Origin of the sequence: Psychromonas marina (assembly GCF_030161115.1) — a bacterium.
GTDB lineage: Bacteria > Pseudomonadota > Gammaproteobacteria > Enterobacterales > Psychromonadaceae > Psychromonas > Psychromonas marina.
The window spans coordinates 24,404-45,425 of the sequence record NZ_BSPQ01000009.1 but is presented as its reverse complement, the minus strand read 5'-3'; the positions used below and the strand labels follow the sequence as shown (position 1 = coordinate 45,425).

Here is a 21,022-nt window from a genome sequence, read left to right as displayed (position 1 = left end):
TTAATATTCCTTATTTTTATTGTTATTGTTATTGTTATTGTTATTGTTATTAACTAGGTATACGAAACAGTTACTAAAAAAGTTCAACGCTTTACAATCGATGAAACCAAGATCCCACCTAAAACCAGTAATGCAGAGATAACAAGTGCCGTCGAAATGGCTTCATTGACAAAAAATACCCCACCAAATGCTGCAATGATTGGCACACTTAGCTGTACAACAGCCGCTTGGGTTACCGTTAACCCTTTAAGTGCTACATACCAAATTGCATAACCCAACCCTGAGGTAATTGCACCAGAAGCAATAGCAAGTAGTACACCATTCGTTGTTATGGTTGACTGTTCAAGGGTAAACAAAAGTAGCACGGCAATAAAAGGGATGGTACGTAAAAAGTTATTGCATGATTGCAGCAGTGGATCAGCAGCACCTTTGCCTGCCAATGTATAAAGACCCCAAGCAATGCCTGAAACTAGCATCAATAACGCCGGTAATAAAGGTGGCGCTGTTGCACTAGGTAACAATAGATAACTGAGTCCTGAAAAGGCGATAATTAATCCCAACCATTCGTAACGTGAAAGCATTTTTCCTTTTATAAGGCTCATTATAACCATCGTCACTTGCACTGCCGCAAACAAAACCAGTGCCCCTGACCCTGTATCTAAAGAGAGATAGGCATATGAAAATGCCAGTGCATATACAAACAGATACAGTGATGTTATCCAACTGCCTTCACGCCAACGGATTGATCCGCTATTTTTATTCATTGTTTTGTTTAAAATGACTAAAAGCAACAGCATCATTGCCCCAGAAAACAGACGAATTGCGCTAAAACTGCCCGCGTCAATCAACTCTCCCTTCAAGGCAAGCCGACCTAACACTGAATTAGCGGCAAAAGCAGTCATGGCAAAAGTGGTAAATATAAGTGTTTTCAATGGATTCCTTTCACGAGATGTTAATAAACCAATAAATAATTTTAACACCTTAAACTATTTTAATACCGATATCACAGAAAATCGCTTAGATTTTTAGCTTACAAAGTAGAAGTGTAAATAATAAATAACAACATGAAAAATAATGATTTATTGATATACTCAATAACAATAATTTTATATTGCATTGATTTTGCTAATTTACAGGGAGAGAGATTAAGTATGGCGGTAACAGCAAGTAGTAGTGAAAAAGTAATTAGAGGACTGTATCAAATTACAAACAATCACGATCAAGGCTTTGAAGCTCAAATTGAACAAATTTTAAAGATGGGCCTTGAACGTTTTAACTTAGATATTGGTATCTTATCCAAAATTGAAGATAACCAATATATCGTTAAATATTGTGTTGTCCCCGATGATGTAGAACTTACTTCAGGTGTAGAGTTTGATTTTAATAGCACTTATTGCCACATCACCTGCCAAGCGAATGAACCGACTGCCATAGAGCATATTGGTGAAGATGACCGTTATGCTAACCACCCTGCTTATCAAGCATTTGGTCTAGAGTCTTACATCGGCATGCCCATTAAACTCAATGGCGAAATTTACGGTACCTTGAACTTTTCTAGTGCAACGCCCTACAAACGTCAATTTCAAGAGTCTGACATTGACGCTATCCAGTTAGTTACTGCTTGGGTTGAAGTAGAGATCATCAGAAGACGACAGGAAAAACGCCTTAAAGAGCTTAATCAAATATTGGAGCGCAAAGCTTACGAAGACAGTTTAACCTGCATACCTAATCGCCGTGCAATGTTTAAACATGTTAGCCCCGATGTGAGCCGAATTATACGTGAGCAAGGTAAAGCCTCCCTGGCAATCATTGATATTGACCTGTTTAAAAACATCAATGATACCTATGGTCATCAGATAGGTGATGACGTATTGAAAAAGGTTGCATCTGCACTTAATGAGAGTAAACGAGATTATGACTTTATCTCTCGTTTTGGTGGGGAAGAGTTTTTATTATGGTTACCTAATACGAATGCACAGGCGGCTGAAACTGTTTGTACACGTATTAAAAATAACATTGAGAAGTTATCGTTATGCGCAACCACGGTGACGATTTCTATCGGCATTAGTAGTTATAGTGATGGTGATCTACAACATTTAAAAAACAAACAAAGCAAGTTGAACCGACTGATATTAGATGAACTTATTTCTGAAGCAGACCAAGCTTTGTACCACGCAAAAGATGCCGGTAGAAACTGCGTTAAATCCTATCAGAGAGTGACGCTAACAAATGCTGAACTGGCAATGTGTTAATGAAATAATAAGTACCGGTTGCTAAGTTGACCATTAGCAATCGTTACCTATACATAATTTATTTTATATCCATCCACACAGTGTTTACCAACAAACACTCGTTTTTAACATCACATATCGTCTTTTTATATACAACCTTGTACAGTAAATGAATGCTCAATTCCCATAATCGACACTCTAAATTCAGACTCTTAACCTTGCTTTTACCTCCCTTATGGTATTTTATTTAACTAAATAGACAGAATTAGCAAAACATAAGGAAAAATCATGGATTTAGATAAGCTACAGCTTTTGTTGGTTGAGGATGATATCGATTTGGCCAATGCCGTGATTGACTATCTCGCGCTTGAAGATATGACCTGTGATCACGCTGCAAATGGTTTATCAGGATTGAATCTAATTAAAACTAATCATTATGATGTGGTTATCTTAGATCTTAACTTACCTAAAATAAGTGGATTAGAGGTCTGTGAAACATTACGGACAGAGGGCTACGATATACCAATTTTAATGCTCACTGCAAAAGATACCTTAGATGACAAATTAATGGGTTTCAAAAAAGGCGCGGATGATTACCTCGTAAAGCCCTTTGCGATGCAAGAACTGATTGTAAGAACACAAGTATTATCAAGTCGCCGTAGTGGACAGGTAACCAAACTAAGTGTTTGTGATTTAACACTTGATACCCAACAACAAATCATCACACGTGATAATAAAGCACTTAAGTTATCACCTACGGGCTATAAAATATTAGAAACATTAATGCGAGCAAGTCCTAATCCCGTGTCTAGGGACAAATTGATACAAGCGGTATGGGGGGAATTACAACCGGACAGTAACAGTTTAAAAGTACATATGTTTAATCTGCGCAAAGAACTCGATAAAAATGTTAATCACGCGCAACAACAAGTAGATCAGAGGCGCCCCCTCGGCATTATTCATACTTTATCAGGTCGTGGTTTTGCCTTCAAAGTGGAGCAGTCATCATGAAAATGAGGCCCAGCTTGAAAATCTACTTCATTGTTATGATGCTCATTACAGGCGTCACTACCATTTCGATTATGTCGTTGGTCAGCATCAACTCATTTTTTGAAGGTATCGATTTTGCAATGGCCGATGCAATGCGATCTCAAGCGAATAAACATCCAGTCAGAGACGGCCACCCTATCAGAGTAAACAATTTTACCATTGCAACACAATGGGTTGATTTACCTGCACCTATTAGGGATAACCTTAATCAAGCAGACCTTGAAGATAATGAATTATTGAAATTAATTAACGGTACACCGCTATTGTCAAAACCCGAGTCAGGATTCTTTGCGATGAGAGTTAACCAGCATGGCAACGTACGCTATATCTCGTCAATGTTTACGCCAGAAAGACCGATGTTCTCAAATGATTTTAGACCGCCACCGCCACAAAAGCCGAGAATAGATTCAGATGAAAGGATGTCAACAGAAAATGATCGTCCAACTACCCCACCAACGCATGAAGCTCCACAATTTGACTACATCATTGTAATTGGTTTGATTGCAATAATTCTTTTTTCATTAGTCCCCTACCTTATTTTGAGAAAAGTAACGACACCCGTTGAAAAATTGATGCTGTGGGCAAATAAACTAGATAAAGAAAATTTAGCGCAACCTATACCAGACTTTCACTATAGCGAATTAAATAGCTTAGCAACCATGATGAAAGTGAGTTTAAAATCGGTTCAAGAAGCGTTAGCCCGTGAACAACGCTTCTTGGGATATGCTAGCCATGAATTACGAACCCCAATTGCTGTCGCACGGAGCAATAGTGAACTATTACGCAAAATGATCGAAAAAAATATTGCTGTTGATAAACAGGAACAAGTGATCAATCGTATTGAGCGCGCTTGTTTAACCATGACAGACTTAACTGAAACACTGCTATGGTTAAACCGTAAGCTTGATAAATCTATCCCAATCAAACCTGTTAGTCTTGGCGCTCTAACGCAACAATTACTTGAAGATCTCGCGTACTTACAAACTGATAAAACAGTGTTATCACTGAAAGAGGTAGATCAAAATAGTTATCCACTACCTGAACCTTTGTGCCGTATTATTATCACTAACTTATTACGTAATGCGATTCAACATACTCAGCAAGGGTTTGTTACCATTAAGCAGTCTAAAACGACTATTGTTATCAGTAATAAAAACATACAAGAAGGTATTAACGGCGATCAAGCAGAGCATAGCGAACTTGGATTTGGGTTAGGACTAAAGTTAACAGAACGCCTAGTTAAACAATATGGTTGGAGCTATAGCAACATTGCGACGGACACTGGCCACAATGTTGTCATCAATTTTTGCTGTTTAACAAAATAGAGGAATAAACCATGAGCTTTACACAAATAGATGCAAAAACAGCACTACTGGTTATCGATTTACAATATGGCATTGTTGCTTTGAATACCTGTCACCCAGCGACCGATATTATTAATAATTGCGGTGAACTCATTAATAAATTCCGTCTATTATCTTTGCCTATTTGTTTTGTTAATGTTGATGGTGCTGCATCAGGGCGTACCGAACAGATTAAGGGCAAAACAACAAAACCAGCTAATTGGAGTCAGTTAATTAGTGAGTTAAACCCGCGAGCGGGTGAACTATTGATCACTAAACAAACCTGGGGTGCATTTACAAACACCGATTTACATACGTTATTACAAGCGCGTGAGATTACACAGTTAGTTATTTGTGGCATTGCGACTAGCATGGGGGTTGAATCAACAGCAAGACAGGCCTTTGAGCTTGGGTATAATATCAGCTTACCGATAGATGCAATGACGGACATTAACGCTGCAGTACATGAAAATAGTGTTGGTGCTATTTTTCCAAAACTATCTGAAACAGGCACCACTGCAGACCTATTAAAACTATTAACCACATAGGCGTTTAATCGCAGTTGTTATTTATAAGCTAACCGCTAACTAATCAAGTCAAGTCAACTCGCTCATCCTGACATTCATAAGAGCCCATCTCAAATTCACGGCATATTAATGGACGATTTTCATAAATAGTACACATCAGTGTTTCCCGATCAACGGCGGCACACCAGCCATCATCTAGACGCAGCATGGTTTCAGCACCCCACTGATCGTAATCTATATAACGTTCTGGTACGCCAGTATCGGTAATGATCATCACTTCTAAACGGCAGCAACAGGCTTGACAATTAGAGCAGGTAATCTCAGGCGACGATGGGGTTATGTTTTTGATAGCAATGGTCATGAGTAACTACAATTATAAAATTGATTCATAATACGTTAATCTACACATTATATCGTGATTAAATTTGTAAGGCTGAAGGGTTAATTTTTTTGAACGGGTAAAATAGTGTAGATAGTGTGATCACTTGAGCAGTGCTTCACACATACCTAATTTGATTGATTTAATGATTAGAAAAGAAAAAAGTGATATTAGAGACCACTCTTCGCGGTGTACATTAACTTATCAGCCGCAGCTAACAATGCTTCTATCGATGAATGTTTTTTAGTATCGTATTCCACAATACCGCTAGAAAATGATAATTTATAATCATGTTTATGTTCCTGATTGTACAAAAACACCGTGATATTAAACATTTCAAGCGCTTTAATGGCTTGTTGTTTTGAGGTTGCACTCAACGAAACAACAAATTCATCTCCCCCAAGTCGCGCTATAATATCAGTGCCTCTAAATGTATTTTTAAGCAGATTAGCAAAGTCAACCAATACACTATCACCGACAGCATGCCCAAAATTATCATTAATTTCTTTAAAACCATCTAAATCCAGATAAACCAATGTCACTGGAAAATTGTTTCTGATACTTAAATTCAAAGAGTTTTGTGCAAGTGCCATAAAACCACGACGGTTTGCTATACCTGTTAAGTCATCAAGTGTTGCTAATTGCACCGCGGATAATTCCAACTCGACCGTTAATGCAAGGTCTTTTAGCGCTTCAATATCATTCTGGTCAAAGGGACGTGGCGTTGAATCAATAATACATAAGGTACCTAATGTATGACCGTTGATAATTAATGGGCAACCAGCATAAAAACGAATATTAGGATCATCCAATACTAACGGATTATCTGCAAAGCGAGTGTCTTCGAGTGCATTCGTAATAACAAAGACCTCTTCGCCATGTATTGCATGCCCACAGAATGAGATTTCTCGTGCAGTTTCTCGCACTGTTAATCCAACGCAGGACTTGAACCACTGGCGGTTTTCATCAATTAAACTTACCAGTGCAATTGGCACATCAAACATTCTTTTTGCCATGCGCGTGATTCTATCAAAGCGTTCTTCAAATTTTGTATCCAATACTTCCAGCGACTTTAACGTTTTAAGTCGTTGTTTTTCGTTATTTGGAATTTCTGGTTTTTTCATAGGCGCGCCCTGAGATTTACAATATCGACAAGTGTTATATCGATGGATTAATGTTTTCTATAAAGTAGAACATAAACATAGGATTTTAAAGATAATTTTAACAATTTATTAGTAATACTGTTAACTCCCCGACAATACATTACTAAATAATCAGGATTCGCTTCTATTAAAGTTTAGAACATAAAGAATCATACAATATCTTTTTTTAACATTTTTTTAACATCCAGTATCATCGACTAGTATATTTGATAAAAAATCATAATAAAACTATTTTACAAACATCCTATTTGTAATACAATACTACTTAGATATCATGATTTGATACGTTTTTTAATAAACTGACGTTATGTATCGAAACATTAATCGGATTTTTATTAGCACTTGATAAGGTTTGGAGTATATAGAACTGTCATTCATAACACCTTCTTATCAGTGCTGATATTAATCCTTGATTAATGTTATTGAGGTAACGAGAATGAGAATACGTCTTGGTCAAGATGCTTACACTATTGTGCATAACAGTATCTGATTTAACTGAACTTGCATTTTAAAATATAATACCCCAGATTTATCAAACTCATTCCCCTGTACTTGCATATCAAATCGTTGATAAAAACCCACTGCCGTTTTACGAGCATCACACCAAAAAAAAGCAACATCGTCTTGTTTCAATTGATTAAGAATAAAGGTGATGAGTGCTGTACCAATTCCACGTCCTTGATGCGGTGCTAATGTCGCAAACTTTCTCAAACGAGCACCTTTATTTTGCTGCTTTGTTGTTGCCTCTTCGATATAAACCGAAGCAACACTCACCAACACCCCTTCGATATAGGCACCATAATGTTTAGCATTTTCGTCACCATTAACTTTACAAAATTCAGGCGACTTTTGTGGCCATAAAACCTGATGCCTCAAAGGCAAGGCTTGTTGCCATTTAATTTCACGTATATCCATTATATCCCTAGCTCTATTTTGCATAAGCAACTGCCTGTACCACTGCAGCAAGACCTGAATGCTTAACACCTTCGATCACTTCACGCTGTAATTCCTGCAATATTGAAAATTGTAAATGAGGAAGCTCCTTCACTAAAATTGACTTCGATATCATCATCTCAGCGACAGGTGGCCCACCACTTTCATAATTTAATTGTTCGGGCGTATAACCTTCAATAAGCATCACCCCTTTAGGTTTAAGGGCTAGTTCAACGCGTTGATACAATGATTGACGTAATGCGGCGGGTAGATGACAAAAAATAGAAACGATGCCATCCCATTGCTGAACGCCCAAATCAAAGTGTTCAAGGTCGGTGCATATTGTCTTTATCTGTACATTATTTTCTGAGGCTAATTTACATGCTTTGCTTAAACCAACTTCAGAAATATCAACAGCAGTCACCTGATAACCAAGTTTTGCTAAAAAAATAGCATTGCGCCCCTCGCCTTCCGCTAACATCAATATGTTACCTTTTGGCAGTTGCTCATAATTTGCTTCTAAAAAATCATTTGGCTGTTTGCCGTACATATACTGCTCAGTATCATATTCCTTATCCCACATTGATTTACTCAAACTAAATCTCCTTATTCAGTGCTAATAGTTTTTTGTCACTAATTGGGTTGATATTAAGTAATACTTTATCATATTTGAAAAAAGGCACAAAAATCATACTATTAATTTTAAATAACGAAGAAAGGCTTTTAAGAATGGAAGAAGTTGCAGTGCGGAGCTTATTGGAATTACGTGGAGCAGAGCTAATGGAACCACCATTAGCTCTGAATTAACAGTTAAGTTTGAGGATGTTAAAAATACTTAAGCCATTTATTATTACTTTGCTGCTTGTAAACTGAAAAGTATTTACATGGGTAATATAGCGCCGTTGCGATAATAGCGGTAATCAGCCAAATATAAGCCACCCCAGGAATAGCGAAAAGATCTCCATGATTTGGACCAACAGTTGCTAACACCAACTTATAAGCAATCAATAATACATAGAGATGTAAGATATAAAAGAACATAGGAGCCGATCCAAACACCTGTAAAATATCTGTAAAACGGTTTTTAAATCGTTCAAATAACGCAAGTAAAATTAACCCAACACCCAAGGTAAGTAAAATATAGTGTAGCGATGGTGGGTATTTACTAAAATTAATCATCGACATGATTGTCTCTAAGCCATTTTCTTCAACTTGCCAATCGGTTGTTTCACCATAAATATTGAATCCACGTAGCACTGCGAGTAACAATAAACTTAATCCACCTATTTTTAATAATGAAGATTGACGATATTCACTGCTAATATTTCGAGCAAATAGTGGCGCGACAGAATATCCAAGTAAAATAACACCGATCCAAGGTAAAACAGGATAGGATAATTTAACTCTTAGAGGTCCTTCGCTGACTAAGAAATTAGCATCGTGGAATATTGTCCAAAAAGTATAACCAAACTCATTAGGACTAAAATTAATCGGCGTCAGTAAATTATGACCAAAAACAATAACTAACCCTAGCGCAAACGTAAATGCTCTCGGTAATCGGCATAACAGCGCGAGTGAAATCATGCTCAAGCCGATAGCCCAGATCACTTGTAAATATAGGGTCTGATAACTACCAAACCACGAGAAGTTAACCAAAGTCATCTCAATTAAAATTAGGAATAAACCACGTTTTAGAAGGAAGCTACTCGGATCACGTGGCGCATTAGCCCCGTTATTGGCATATAGCCATGCCGACAAACCGGTCAAGAAAACAAACAACGGCGCGCATAAATGGGCAAGTGTTCGAGTAAAAAACAGTGAAGCTTCAGTATCTGCAATGGTCATCGGATCCGTGACAGGAAGGTGGTAATAGAAACGTTCACGCACATGGTCAATCAACATAATAAGAATAATAAGACCGCGCATAACATCAATAGATGCTAAACGTGATTTAATCGTTGCATCACCGTTTTGTTGCGATGATGTTTGTGTTTTTTTTGTAATCAAAATAATACCTTATACCAATGGAATTTAATAGGTGATCAAAGTTTGCGCAGGAAAAATTATTACTAACAAGGCGTGAGTTGCAGGAGATAGTTGTTCTCACTTCAAAACTCACAACGTAGTTAGGGATAATTTTAACCAGCAAGAATGATCACTTTATTAATTCCTTTGGTATTAACTTGCTAAGTAACCTCAGCCAAAATGATAATGCCCTACAAACATTTAATACCAATTACAATAAATAGCTGATCTATTTTACTAGTTAAAACAACTTACTTCTACGTTGTAAGCTTCGCAAAGGGAACAATCATTTACGTCAACTTACGCCTTGAATTAAGCTGTTTTTCCTGTGCAAAATTTAGATCACATACTTAATGTAATTGATATAGCACATCGTTTGTATCAACGTAATTTAAAGAGAAATTAAATTTTGTATTGGGGGGGCACGAATTGATATGCGCGCTAGTGATTGAAATGCAGCGATTTCATTTACTGAACAACCACTGTTAATACTGGCAAACGCTAAAGGATTAATTAAATTATATTCAAAAATAAGAGCGCTGCTTGCGAGTAATAGAAAATCAGCAGTAAAACAATCACCCTCACTATGTTGCTCAGCAGTGTTCGTGGTCACGACACTATCAATGCCCTGCTGATGTAATACCTCAGCCAACGAAAACGTCGCTGCCCCTTGCCCTAAGAGCATGGTCATAAACATAAGAGAAATAATAATTAAGCGCTTTTTATTCATTAATACAGATAGTCAGTAAGCAGTGATTTGCGGGGGAAGCATGATACATAACAGCATCACTAAAGTGAACAATTTTGTTATATTATAACAAAATTAAAAACTAATATGTTCGTGCATACTATTTATGGTTAGTCGCATGCCCTGCTTTTGCAGTATAAATTGAATAGGAGATTGCTAATGACAGACATATCATCGCAGGAATAAGTAATGCTTTAAATTGGTAAATAGCAAAAACAGTAGCTCCCAACGTACCTCCGGCAATGAAACCACTGATGATTAATAGAAATAAAGTCGCTTTGCGCTTATCAAATACTTCACCACGGAATTTTGCGCCAATCATGATACCTAGATCGGTAAAGATCCCCGTTACGTGAGTGGTACGAATAACCGCACCGCTAAAGGTCGTCACCATGGCATTTTGTAAACCACAAGCAGCAGAGGCTAAGTACAATCCATACTCAGAATTTTGGGTCAAAAGATAGGTTGCAGCAAAAAGACATAACGCTTCAATAAAAAGTAGTTTGCTATAATGCCGACCTAATTTTAATGCGCCACTTCGCAACACAAAACCCGATATTGCAGCTCCCACTAAAAAACTGATCACGACCATCACTAAGTGAAAAACGTGCGTCAATGAGCCGTCAGCTATTTCCGTACCAATAAGAGTGGCTGTACCTGATAGATGAGAGATGGGTTGATGATTAAAACCGAGTAATCCAATCGCATTAACAAAGCCCGCTACTAAAGCCAACACAAAGGAGCCATATTCGACTCAACGTGGTAATTTTGAAATCACAAGCATCCTTGAGGTGGTTTAAAGTTGTAGAATTTATCACAATCAGAGTCACTAATATTAAGCTTAATGTTACCGTAAGCCAACTACTTTAAATATAAAAAACCACAGCGTTTAGCTGTGGCTTTTAGGGATGAAAATGTCTGCCATATTAATAATATAGCGACTATTTTTTAAACTAGCCTATTCACATTGACTAACCATCATTTCACCTGCATCACCAAAATCATTAATTTTGAAACTGTAAACATAAGTGCCCGCTTCTGGAATCATAATTGAAGATTCAGTACCAGGCCCAGGCGCTCTTGCCATAGACTGTGTCGTACCAAGTTTTACTGCATCTGAATCTTCAACAGCAAACTCTGAACCCCATGATTTTGTGGCAAATTTGAAAGTATACGCCGTTGGTGTTGGATGTTTCACAACAACTTGATACAGATCTCCTCCAATGTAATTAAACTTATGTGAATCTGGTGTCGCAGCAAAACCATCACCACCAGTATAAGTACCACGAATCCAGATATCTTTACCTAGTGGTCCCAATGTGCCTGCACTTGGTTTAGTACAGTTAGCCATAACACCTGTGCCAGTGCGACTTAAGGCAGCCACCCCTACTTGTGGACCATCCGTTGTCGGAGACGTTATATCATAAAATGCAGCGCTATAAGGTGGCAAAGTGATAACATATTCACCTTCTACAAAACTCACTGTTTCGTTAGCCATCAGATTAACTAAATCACCATCACTACCGATGGCATTAGCAGCAATCGTTATTGTCGCTTCAGCGGCTTTAGTATTAACAAGATAAAGAATATTATCATCTACTGCATCTTTACGATCGATATAAATATTTACATCTGAGTGTATATGTGTGCGACTACCTTGGTATAAAGCGGGATGTTCTGCGCGCATTTTCATTAACGCAGCAACATAATTTTTAAGATCCGCTTGCTGTTCATTAAGTACAGTGATTTCGCCACCTACCGTGGTTGCTATTCCTTCTATCTTGGCACTAGATCGTGCAACATGATCATCACACATGCCAGAGTCACCAGAACAAGGGTCTAGCTTACTAACAAAGCCGTCTACCTGATCGCCAATTTCTTCACCATAATAAAGTGTAATAGGTCCACTGTAAGCCGTTAAGAAACTAATAGCAGCTTTATGACGATCCCAATATTCTGGGTCGCCAGGACTTGCAATAACACCACGCTGTAATAAGTCACCAAAGCGCACGAGATCATGATTGCCTAACATTAAGTTTGGCATTGCGTGATCAGGGTAAGCCACATGAGCAACAAAACCATTATCAAGGTTGGTCGCATTACGATGGCCAAAACCATTTTCTTCTACCGCAAAGGTCTGTACTACTGAATAACGCATCGGGAAATCAAATGCTGAGTTCAATGCAGGCATCGCTGAATCGCCATAGCCCTGTTCACTGATATCATTTGCACCACGCCAAATTTCAGCAACCATATAACCTAATGGATTAACCGTTTTACCATTTAATTGATAGCTCTGCTCTGCTGACACTTTTTCTACCGCTGTACGAATTTCAGTCCAGCTTTCTAGTGGAACTTGATACGCTTGATCTAAACGCCAACCATCGATTTGTAATTCATTTACCCAGTAAGTGGCTACTTCTTTATAAAATTCAATATCTTCAGGATACAGTGCTTCGAAACCACTTCCTTGTGCTTTGCCTGTGGTTGGTTTTAAGCCATTCGGCGACGCCGCAACATTACCTTTATGATGACCAAAAACACCATCAAATATAACATACATTCCTTTTGCATGAGCTTGATTAACCAGCTCTTTGGCTTGTTCTAATGTGCCAAATTTAGGGTCGATAGCAAAATAGTCACTGGCAAAATAACCCGTAGCATCAAGTCTGTCGGCCCAATCATCTTGGCCTGTGATAGGTGTTGATTTAAAGATAGGTGTTAACCAAATCGTATTCATACCCAGTGATTTAATATAATCAAGCGAAGCAGTAATACCTGCAATGTCACCGTTATGATGACTAGTACCATAACCCGTACCATAGTTAGCAGAACTGTCTGCATCAATAAACGATTCAACCATCACTTGATAGGTACGTAAGTTACAAGCAGCTTCGACATTACTAGGTTGATTACAAACCAAGCGTTCTTCAACAGTACGCTTAGCCTGATTCACTTGAATTGCAATCGTACCTTCCTTTTCAACCGGAGATTGTGAGCCCGTACTGCCACAGCCAACAAGTAAAGCAGAGATAGATATTGCAAGTAGAGTTTTCCGTAACATTATAGTAATTACCTTATAAATCAAAAAGAAGATTATTTAACCACAACCTAATTGATTAAAAAGGGGAGAGATCACATCAGACAATTATGTTCATGTAACAAATTGTATCAACAAAGTAGAAAGTGGCTATTTTCACGTCGTTTTACGTTGTCATTTTTATTTTTCTAAAATAATTTTGCACCGCTGTTGCAAGTGGCGACAGGTTTCACCTTCAATTAAGTGCTAAATATTTAAAACTATTCCAGCAACTAAGTTATCAATTTCAGCGGATAGTAATTATTACAACAACATCATGTATTTTTTTTGAATTTTAGACTATTGACTAAACGAAAAAAGGAGCCAATTGGCTCCTTTTTAATCTCTATTGTTTAACCATCATTAACCGATGTGTGTTAAACCACCCATGTAGTGTTGTAATACGGTAGGGATCTCAATACGACCATCTTCTAATTGGTAGTTTTCAAGTACAGCAACCAGCGTACGACCTACTGCTAAACCAGAACCGTTTAGTGTATGGATAAGCTCAGGTTTCTTTTTACCCGCTGGGCGAAAACGTGCTTGTAAACGACGCGCTTGGAAATCACCCACGTTTGAACAAGATGAGATTTCACGGTAGGTTTCTTGTGCTGGTACCCATACTTCTAAATCGTATGTTTTCGTTGCACTGAAACCCATATCACCCGTACATAAAACCACTTTACGGTAAGGTAGTTCAAGATTCTTCAATACTTGCTCTGCATGCATTGTGATCTCTTCTAATGCTTCAAAGCTTTTCTCTGGGTGTACAAACTGTACCAATTCAACTTTATCAAACTGATGTTGACGGATAAGACCACGTGTATCACGACCGTAAGAGCCAGCTTCACTACGGAAACAAGGTGTGTGAGAAGTGATTTTAATTGGTAAATCAGCTTCATCGTAAATCACATCACGGCTCATGTTAGTTAATGGTACTTCAGCAGATGGGATCAGTGACATACCAACACCCTCTTCTGTTGCAGGTTTAGTGTTGAATAGATCATCACCAAATTTTGGCAACTGTGTTGTACCGTATAAACTATCCGCGTTAACCAATAATGGAACGTACATCTCTGTATAACCATGGTGATTAGTGTGCAGGTTTAGCATGTATTGCGCTAATGCACGGTGCAGCTTAGCAATTTGACCTTGCATCACGATAAAACGTGAACCACTGATTTTTACTGCTGATTTAAAATCTAAGCCGCCAAGTGCTTCGCCTAAATCAACGTGATCTTTCACTTCAAAATCAAAACTCTTTTTAGTGCCCCACGTTGAAATTTCAACATTTTCATCTTCATCTTTACCGATGGGTGCAGATTCGTGTGGCAAGTTAGGAATCGTATAAGCGATCTCTTGGATTTGCGCAGCAAGTGCAGTGAACTCTTCTTTAGCTGCATCTAGTTGTGCACCTAATTCAGCAGTTTGTTCACGTAGTGGTGCGATATCTTCACCACGTTTTGCAGCCATTCCAATCTCTTTTGAGCGACTATTACGCTCAGCTTGTAGGGATTCTGTTTGGATTTGTAATGATTTACGCTTCTCTTCTAGCGAATTGATTAAATCAACATCTAGTTTAAAACCACGATTGGCCAATAATTCAGCCGTCTTTTCAATATCATTACGCAAAAACTTCGGATCTAACATCTTATTTCCCTAACTCTTTAAAACTAATAGTGTGCCTACATAGGCTGCTAAAATACAAACAACAACATTTAACGCGACGTTTAACATCGCTTTGAACAATTCACCCTGCTGTAATAGCAACAGGCTATCCATAGAAAATGTTGAGAATGTGGTTAATGCTCCTAAAAACCCAACGCCAATTAATGGCCACCAAGGTGATGAGGAAATTGTTTGTTGTTGTACAAGCTGAAAGATAATGCCCATTATCAGCGAGCCCAATACATTTACCGCAAGTGTAGCAAATGGAAAACCTTTTCCAAAGAGGCTTATCATTCCTAAACCAATTAAATAACGTAAAGTTGCACCAAATGCACCTCCACAAGCCACTAAGGCGATATTTGCAGCAATATTATTCATAACGTTTGTTAGTACTCTGTTGATTTAATTGTCTAAGGTAATCTAATTTATTACCTATCTGTTTTTCAAAACCACGATCAGTTGGCTCATAAAAGCGCTCACCTTGTAACTCAACGGGCAAATAAACATCACCTGCCGCAAAACCACCCGGTTCATCATGTGCATAACGATAACCTTCATTATGCCCCAGATCTTTCATCAACTGCGTAGGCGCGTTGCGAAGATGTAGCGGTACATCAAAAGTAGGATAATCCTTAACAAACTGTTTTGCTTTAGAGAATGCAGTATAGACCGCATTACTTTTGGGCGCAGAAGCACAATATACAATCGCTTGCGCTATCGCACGCTCCCCTTCATAGGGCCCAATACGTGCAAAACAATCCCAAGCGTTGATACTTATTTGCATCGCACGAGGATCAGCATTACCTATATCCTCTGAAGCGATCGCCAATAATCGTCTAGCAACATAAAGTGGATCACAACCACCATCGAGCATACGTGCATACCAATACAGTGACGCATCCACATCAGAGCCACGTACCGATTTGTGAAACGCCGATATCAGGTCATAAAATAGATCCCCTTTATTATCAAAAGTGACCCCTTCACGACCAGCAATCTCCATTAATAGCTCTAGTGTTACCAAGCCATCGTCAGTCATGTCGCTGAGTATCTCGAGATAATTAAGCGATTTACGTGCATCACCTTGTACTAAGGTTGCTAATTTTTGTTTCACACCCTCATCGAAATGAATGTTTTTATCAGCTAAACCATCAACAGATTCACATGCTTGATCGATAACATCTTCAATTTCTGCATCGGTTAATTTTTTCAAAAGATACACACGAGCACGCGATAACAATGCGTTGTTTAATTCAAATGAAGGATTTTCAGTGGTTGCACCAACAAATAAAATCGTACCATCTTCAATGAATGGCAGAAAAGCATCCTGTTGGCTTTTATTAAAGCGGTGTACTTCATCTACAAATAATAGGGTACGAATACCTGAAGACTGATTTTGTTTAGCAATCTCAATCGCAGCACGTATCTCTTTAATACCAGAAGTCACCGCAGAAAGGCGTTCAACATGCGCTTGGCAATAGGTTGCAATTAGCTCTGCTAATGTAGTCTTTCCCGTGCCTGGTGGACCCCACAAAATCATTGAGTGTGCAGCACCCGCTTCTAAGGCTTTACGCAGCGGTTTTCCTTCACCAACAATATGTGATTGCCCGATATAACCTGCGAAACCTTTTGGACGCATACGCGCAGCAAGTGGTTGGAACTCATTATTCAAATCAAAAAGATCACGCATTAACGTTGGTCGTCCACTTCTACATTTTCCGGAATTTGAAAATCAAACAGTGCATCACTAAAATCGTTAGGCATCGCTTGATGAGTTAATGTAAATTCACTGCGCTGCCCTTGCTCTTCAATAACGATAAATTTATTAATGTTATTTTTGTTATCAAACTCAAAAATAAACGTTGTTGGTTGAACTTGTGTTGGGTTAGTTACTGTAAATTTATTGCCCTGTTGCTTAACAATATAGTTTTCCCACTGCTTTTCATCCGCACCTGCAATCAATGCAAAGGGCGTATCATTAATCGCATCAGCGAAGTTGATCAAAGTAACCTGTTCGATAAACGGGCTGTAATACCAAATAGTCTTACCATCAGAAACGATCAGTTCCTCTTCAGGCGTTTCAACTTGCCAATGAAATTTACCTGGGCGAGAAATGGTCATCTCACCACTACTTTCATTTAACAGTTTACCCTCGCTACTTAAAACACGTTGTACAAATTGCGCGTGCATCTGTTCAAAAACAGCCAATTTATCTTTTAACTGCGTCGCTTGGGATGAGATCGCTTGTGCTGAAAATGAGAACAGTAATAAACACAAAGAAACAGGTAACAGTAATAATGCTTTTTTCATTTTTAATTAATCCTTAACAGGTGGTGGTGCTAACACATCACGACTACTATTGGCACCCTGTGGTGAACTGATCACCCCCTGTGCTTGTAGTTGGTCAACTAAACGTGCTGAGCGGTTATAACCAATTCTAAATTTACGTTGAATGCTAGAGATCGATACTTTACGTGTTTCAGTAATAAATGCGACCACTTCATCAAACAGTGCATCAATTTCATTGTCACCTTCCGCTTCTTCACCCGGTAAAATAGTATCAAGGCTGGCATCACCGTCTAAAATATCTTTAATGTAGTTAGGCTCTCCACGCTTTTTCCAGTCAGCAACAACACGATGTACTTCATGGTCATCGACAAAAGCGCCATGAACACGAGTAGGCACACCTGTACCCGGTGGTAGGTATAACATATCACCGTGACCTAATAGTGTTTCTGCACCTTGCATGCCTAATATCGTACGCGAATCGATTTTACTAGAAACTTGGAATGCGATTCGTGTTGGAATATTGGCTTTAATCAAACCAGTAATAACGTCTACCGATGGACGTTGTGTTGCTAATATTAGATGGATACCTGCCGCACGTGCTTTTTGTGCAATACGTGTAATCAACTCTTCACATTTTTTACCAACAATCATCATCATGTCGGCGAATTCATCCACAACTACAACGATGGTTGGAAGCTTTTCTAGGTGTGGCGCAGTTTCATCCATGCTATCACCCTCTTTCCAAATCGGATCAACCATTGGCTCACCAGATTCAATACCCTCTTTAACCTTGGTGTTATAACCTGCAAGTGTTCTTACACCAACAGCTGAAAGTAGTTTATAACGACGTTCCATCTCACCTACACACCAACGTAGTGCATTAGCCGCTTCTTTCATATCGGTAACAACTTCAGTCAGTAGATGAGGGATGCCTTCATAAACACTTAGCTCAAGCATTTTAGGATCGATTAAAATCATACGAACATCTTCAGGAGCGGATTTATACAGTAGGCTTACCAACATACAGTTAACCCCCACCGACTTACCCGAGCCGGTTGTACCCGCTACTAACAGATGCGGCATTTTAGCTAAATCAACGACCACTGGTTCACCAGAAATGTCTGCACCTAATACCATCGAAAGTGGCGATTTTGCATCGATAAATGCTTGGCTACCTAACACCTGAGATGAATAAACAATCTCACGATGTTTATTTGGTAGTTCTAAAGCAATTACCGCTTTGCCAGGAATCTGATCAACAACACGTACACTCATTGCAGAAAGTGCGCGTGCTAAATCTTTCTCTAAACTGGTCACAGTGCTTACTTTCATACCTGGTGACAGTGCTAATTCAAAACGAGTAATAACAGGCCCTGGTAGTACATTTACAACATCAGCCTTAATTTTAAATTCGAGTAATTTAGACTCAACTAAGCGCGCAGCTATTTGCAACTCTTCTTCTGACACAGGATGAGATTGTTTATTAGGACGATCCAATAGATCAATACTCGGAAATGGTGCTAAATTCTTATCTATTTTACGCTTAATGGTTGGCCTTGCATGTTCAGGTAAGTGAGAAAAATCAGGGATTACCTCTGTTTCTTCCACCTCTGTTTCCATAAAGCTGATTTCATTGACCTCAGGAACAGGATCATCATCAGCGAAGGCGTCATCAGAAAATACAAAATCATCCACTTCATCAAGGTCTAACTCGCTAAAAGGAGCCTGTTCATATTGATCATCAATAACAGGTTCAACGATAGATTTAGTTTTTGTAAAAGAGATTTTTTCATCAACATTGTCATCAAGTTGTTCGGTTTCCTTTTTATTAGAGACAGGAAAACCTAACTTTTTACGTTTTTTCTTTTCAACTGGTTTTTTAGCGGCTCTTTTAGCATCGAGCGCTTGCTCAGATTCGCGGGTTAATGCTCGCTGTTCATTCCATTCTTTTAATGTATTCGGCAGGTTCATCAGCTGTAACACTGATTTAATGGCTAATTCGCCCAGCCCATCAACTAAACGCAACCACGAAAATCCAAATAATAAAGTGATACCCGATATTAATAGTGTTAATAAAATGAGATTTACAGCGAGTAGGCTGAATAGACCAAGCATGCTCTGTCCAATGATATCGCCTATCAATCCACCTGAGGGATAATAATGAAAGTCATTAAAGTTAAGTGATGCTAAACCCGATAAACTGAACACAGTGAAGATAAACCCAATGATACGTAAACTTAAATTTAAGTAGTCGATATCAAGTGTAAATTTAGGTTTCCAGAACAGGATCCATGCTAAAACAGAAACGATAATCGGAACGGTATAGGCGAGCAGGCCAAAGGCATAAAAAAGTATATCTGCAGTCCAAGCGCCAACACGCCCTCCTGCATTTTGAATTTCAGAAACCCATTGTTGTTGTGACCAACTTGGGTCAACGGGAGAAAATGAAAGCAGTGCGATAGACACAAATACAGCACAAAAGAGGGTCATGATAACACCGACCTCAAACAATTTTTGCACACCTGAAAGATGGTTAATCATATTTTTTTTAAGCAAAGGAAACCTCAATAGAGAGAAGAATATTAATCAAGAAAATCAGTTGGTAATTGATGGCGTAAACGCAGCCATATTTTACCACTAGCAAATGCCGAGTCTCGCACGATTTGCATTATTTGTTGCGACTCGCCGTTTTCGAGGACCGCTCTGATCTCGGCATAAAAATTAAGTGCAATAGATCGCGCTTCACTATTTGAAAAGTAGAAGATACCCACTTTACGATATAAGTCCTGTAAACCATTTAAGATTAATACATAAATCATATTATTCGATGACACTGCAACTTGATGATAAAAACGATAGTCGAACTCAGTAAACTCTTCACTACTTGCATCTAGTGACGGGGTATTCTCTAAAAACTCTAACACCGTTTCATTGTTATGCTTGGCAGCCATACGTAAAATAATGGCACTAATATTGGTGCGCACAGACATTAATTGGTCGATAAAATCACTGCGTCGGCTGATATCTAAACGTGTTAATGTACTTAATATATTGAGCCCTGATGTTTCCCAGAAATCATTAACCTTTGTTGGTTTACCATGGCGAATCGTAATCCAGCCATCTTTTGAAAGTCGCTGTAATACTTCGCGAAGCGTAGTACGTGTTACGCCAATTTTATCGGCTAAAAACCGCTCTGCAGGTAGCTCTGAGTTGATCGCAATAGACCCATTCCAAATTGATTCGATAAGGTATTGCTCAGCAACATCTGCAGGCCCTTTTGCTTTCATTATCATCTGTTTATTTATCCACGTTAAAATTTACTTGTTTATCGCTGTTATCATTTAAGGTGTAGCAAATTAATTAGAACCCAATCATTACTGTCATACGCTCTAATTGCTTATATTTAAAATATTCGTTCGAAAACTGATCACATAACTTGTCTGACTACCAAAATGAGTCATTTTAAGCGTTATTTTATTACTAATAGCCAAGATGATAACACATTCGTGCGAAGCCAAAACATGATATGTTTCAATGACAAATAAACAAATGTGATTATCCTCACAATCACATTTGTTTAAGCTTTA

At 38.4% G+C, this 21,022-nt stretch carries 19 protein-coding genes; 4 read left to right on the top strand and 15 right to left on the bottom strand.

Annotated features, from left to right (window positions below):
- Window positions 1-83 precede the first annotated feature (83 nt).
- The gene (locus QQK09_RS10835; RefSeq protein ID WP_284204154.1) at window positions 84-932 is read right to left on the bottom strand and encodes a DMT family transporter; all 849 of its coding nucleotides are present in this window, start codon (window positions 930-932) and stop codon (window positions 84-86) included.
- Window positions 933-1,151: 219 nt separating this feature from the next.
- Between QQK09_RS10835 and QQK09_RS10830 the strand changes: the two genes are divergently transcribed.
- The 4 genes from QQK09_RS10830 (at window position 1,152) to QQK09_RS10815 (ending at window position 5,172) form a co-directional block, all read left to right on the top strand.
- Complete coding sequence (locus QQK09_RS10830) at window positions 1,152-2,252, top strand: sensor domain-containing diguanylate cyclase (protein WP_284204153.1); 1,101 nt, start codon at window positions 1,152-1,154, stop codon at window positions 2,250-2,252.
- A 267-nt stretch (window positions 2,253-2,519) separates the two neighbouring features.
- Window positions 2,520-3,242, top strand: coding sequence for a response regulator transcription factor (locus QQK09_RS10825; RefSeq protein WP_284204152.1), 723 nt, complete (start codon window positions 2,520-2,522; stop codon window positions 3,240-3,242).
- A complete protein-coding gene (locus QQK09_RS10820; protein ID WP_284204151.1) occupies window positions 3,239-4,606 on the top strand; it encodes a sensor histidine kinase in 1,368 nt (455 codons plus the stop codon). The genes QQK09_RS10825 and QQK09_RS10820 overlap by 4 nt, the downstream gene beginning before the upstream one ends.
- An 11-nt stretch (window positions 4,607-4,617) precedes the next feature.
- Window positions 4,618-5,172, top strand: a complete 555-nt coding sequence (locus QQK09_RS10815; protein ID WP_284204150.1) for a cysteine hydrolase family protein — start codon at window positions 4,618-4,620, stop codon at window positions 5,170-5,172.
- A 43-nt stretch (window positions 5,173-5,215) separates the two neighbouring features.
- On the opposite strand, the gene QQK09_RS10810 is transcribed toward QQK09_RS10815, so the two are convergent.
- From QQK09_RS10810 to fadR, 14 genes are all read right to left on the bottom strand, one after another.
- On the bottom strand, window positions 5,216-5,512 hold the full coding sequence (locus QQK09_RS10810) for a YkgJ family cysteine cluster protein (protein WP_284204149.1): 297 nt from the start codon (window positions 5,510-5,512) through the stop codon (window positions 5,216-5,218).
- Window positions 5,513-5,700: 188 nt separating this feature from the next.
- Window positions 5,701-6,654 (bottom strand): sensor domain-containing diguanylate cyclase, encoded by a 954-nt coding sequence (locus QQK09_RS10805; RefSeq protein WP_284204148.1) that lies wholly within the window; start codon window positions 6,652-6,654, stop codon window positions 5,701-5,703.
- Window positions 6,655-7,155: 501 nt separating this feature from the next.
- Complete coding sequence (locus QQK09_RS10800) at window positions 7,156-7,608, bottom strand: GNAT family N-acetyltransferase (RefSeq protein ID WP_284204147.1); 453 nt, start codon at window positions 7,606-7,608, stop codon at window positions 7,156-7,158.
- Window positions 7,609-7,621: 13 nt separating this feature from the next.
- Window positions 7,622-8,221, bottom strand: coding sequence for a class I SAM-dependent methyltransferase (locus QQK09_RS10795; protein ID WP_284204146.1), 600 nt, complete (start codon window positions 8,219-8,221; stop codon window positions 7,622-7,624).
- Between the two features lie 230 nt (window positions 8,222-8,451).
- Window positions 8,452-9,633 carry an acetyltransferase domain-containing protein gene (locus QQK09_RS10790; RefSeq protein WP_284204145.1) on the bottom strand — a complete coding sequence of 394 codons (1,182 nt, stop codon included), beginning with the start codon at window positions 9,631-9,633 and terminating at the stop codon, window positions 8,452-8,454.
- 409 nt (window positions 9,634-10,042) lie between these two features.
- Window positions 10,043-10,381 carry a hypothetical protein gene (locus QQK09_RS10785; protein WP_284204144.1) on the bottom strand — a complete coding sequence of 113 codons (339 nt, stop codon included), beginning with the start codon at window positions 10,379-10,381 and terminating at the stop codon, window positions 10,043-10,045.
- A gap of 118 nt (window positions 10,382-10,499) precedes the next feature.
- The gene (locus tag QQK09_RS10780; RefSeq protein WP_284204143.1) at window positions 10,500-11,135 is read right to left on the bottom strand and encodes a YoaK family protein; all 636 of its coding nucleotides are present in this window, start codon (window positions 11,133-11,135) and stop codon (window positions 10,500-10,502) included.
- 222 nt (window positions 11,136-11,357) lie between these two features.
- Window positions 11,358-13,463, bottom strand: a complete 2,106-nt coding sequence (locus QQK09_RS10775) for an alpha-amylase family glycosyl hydrolase (protein WP_284204142.1) — start codon at window positions 13,461-13,463, stop codon at window positions 11,358-11,360.
- Window positions 13,464-13,841: 378 nt separating this feature from the next.
- Window positions 13,842-15,128 carry a serine--tRNA ligase gene (serS, locus tag QQK09_RS10770; RefSeq protein WP_284204141.1) on the bottom strand — a complete coding sequence of 429 codons (1,287 nt, stop codon included), beginning with the start codon at window positions 15,126-15,128 and terminating at the stop codon, window positions 13,842-13,844.
- Between the two features lie 9 nt (window positions 15,129-15,137).
- Window positions 15,138-15,524 (bottom strand): fluoride efflux transporter CrcB, encoded by a 387-nt coding sequence (gene crcB / locus QQK09_RS10765; protein WP_284204140.1) that lies wholly within the window; start codon window positions 15,522-15,524, stop codon window positions 15,138-15,140.
- Window positions 15,517-16,836, bottom strand: coding sequence for a replication-associated recombination protein A (locus QQK09_RS10760; protein ID WP_284204139.1), 1,320 nt, complete (start codon window positions 16,834-16,836; stop codon window positions 15,517-15,519). The genes crcB and QQK09_RS10760 overlap by 8 nt, the downstream gene beginning before the upstream one ends.
- A complete protein-coding gene (gene lolA / locus QQK09_RS10755) occupies window positions 16,836-17,456 on the bottom strand; it encodes an outer membrane lipoprotein periplasmic chaperone LolA (RefSeq protein WP_284204138.1) in 621 nt (206 codons plus the stop codon). Before lolA ends, QQK09_RS10760 begins: the two co-directional genes overlap by 1 nt.
- A 6-nt stretch (window positions 17,457-17,462) precedes the next feature.
- Window positions 17,463-19,976, bottom strand: a complete 2,514-nt coding sequence (locus tag QQK09_RS10750) for a DNA translocase FtsK (RefSeq protein WP_284204207.1) — start codon at window positions 19,974-19,976, stop codon at window positions 17,463-17,465.
- 41 nt (window positions 19,977-20,017) lie between these two features.
- Window positions 20,018-20,728, bottom strand: a complete 711-nt coding sequence (gene fadR / locus QQK09_RS10745; protein WP_284204137.1) for a fatty acid metabolism transcriptional regulator FadR — start codon at window positions 20,726-20,728, stop codon at window positions 20,018-20,020.
- Between the last annotated feature and the right edge of the window lie 294 nt (window positions 20,729-21,022).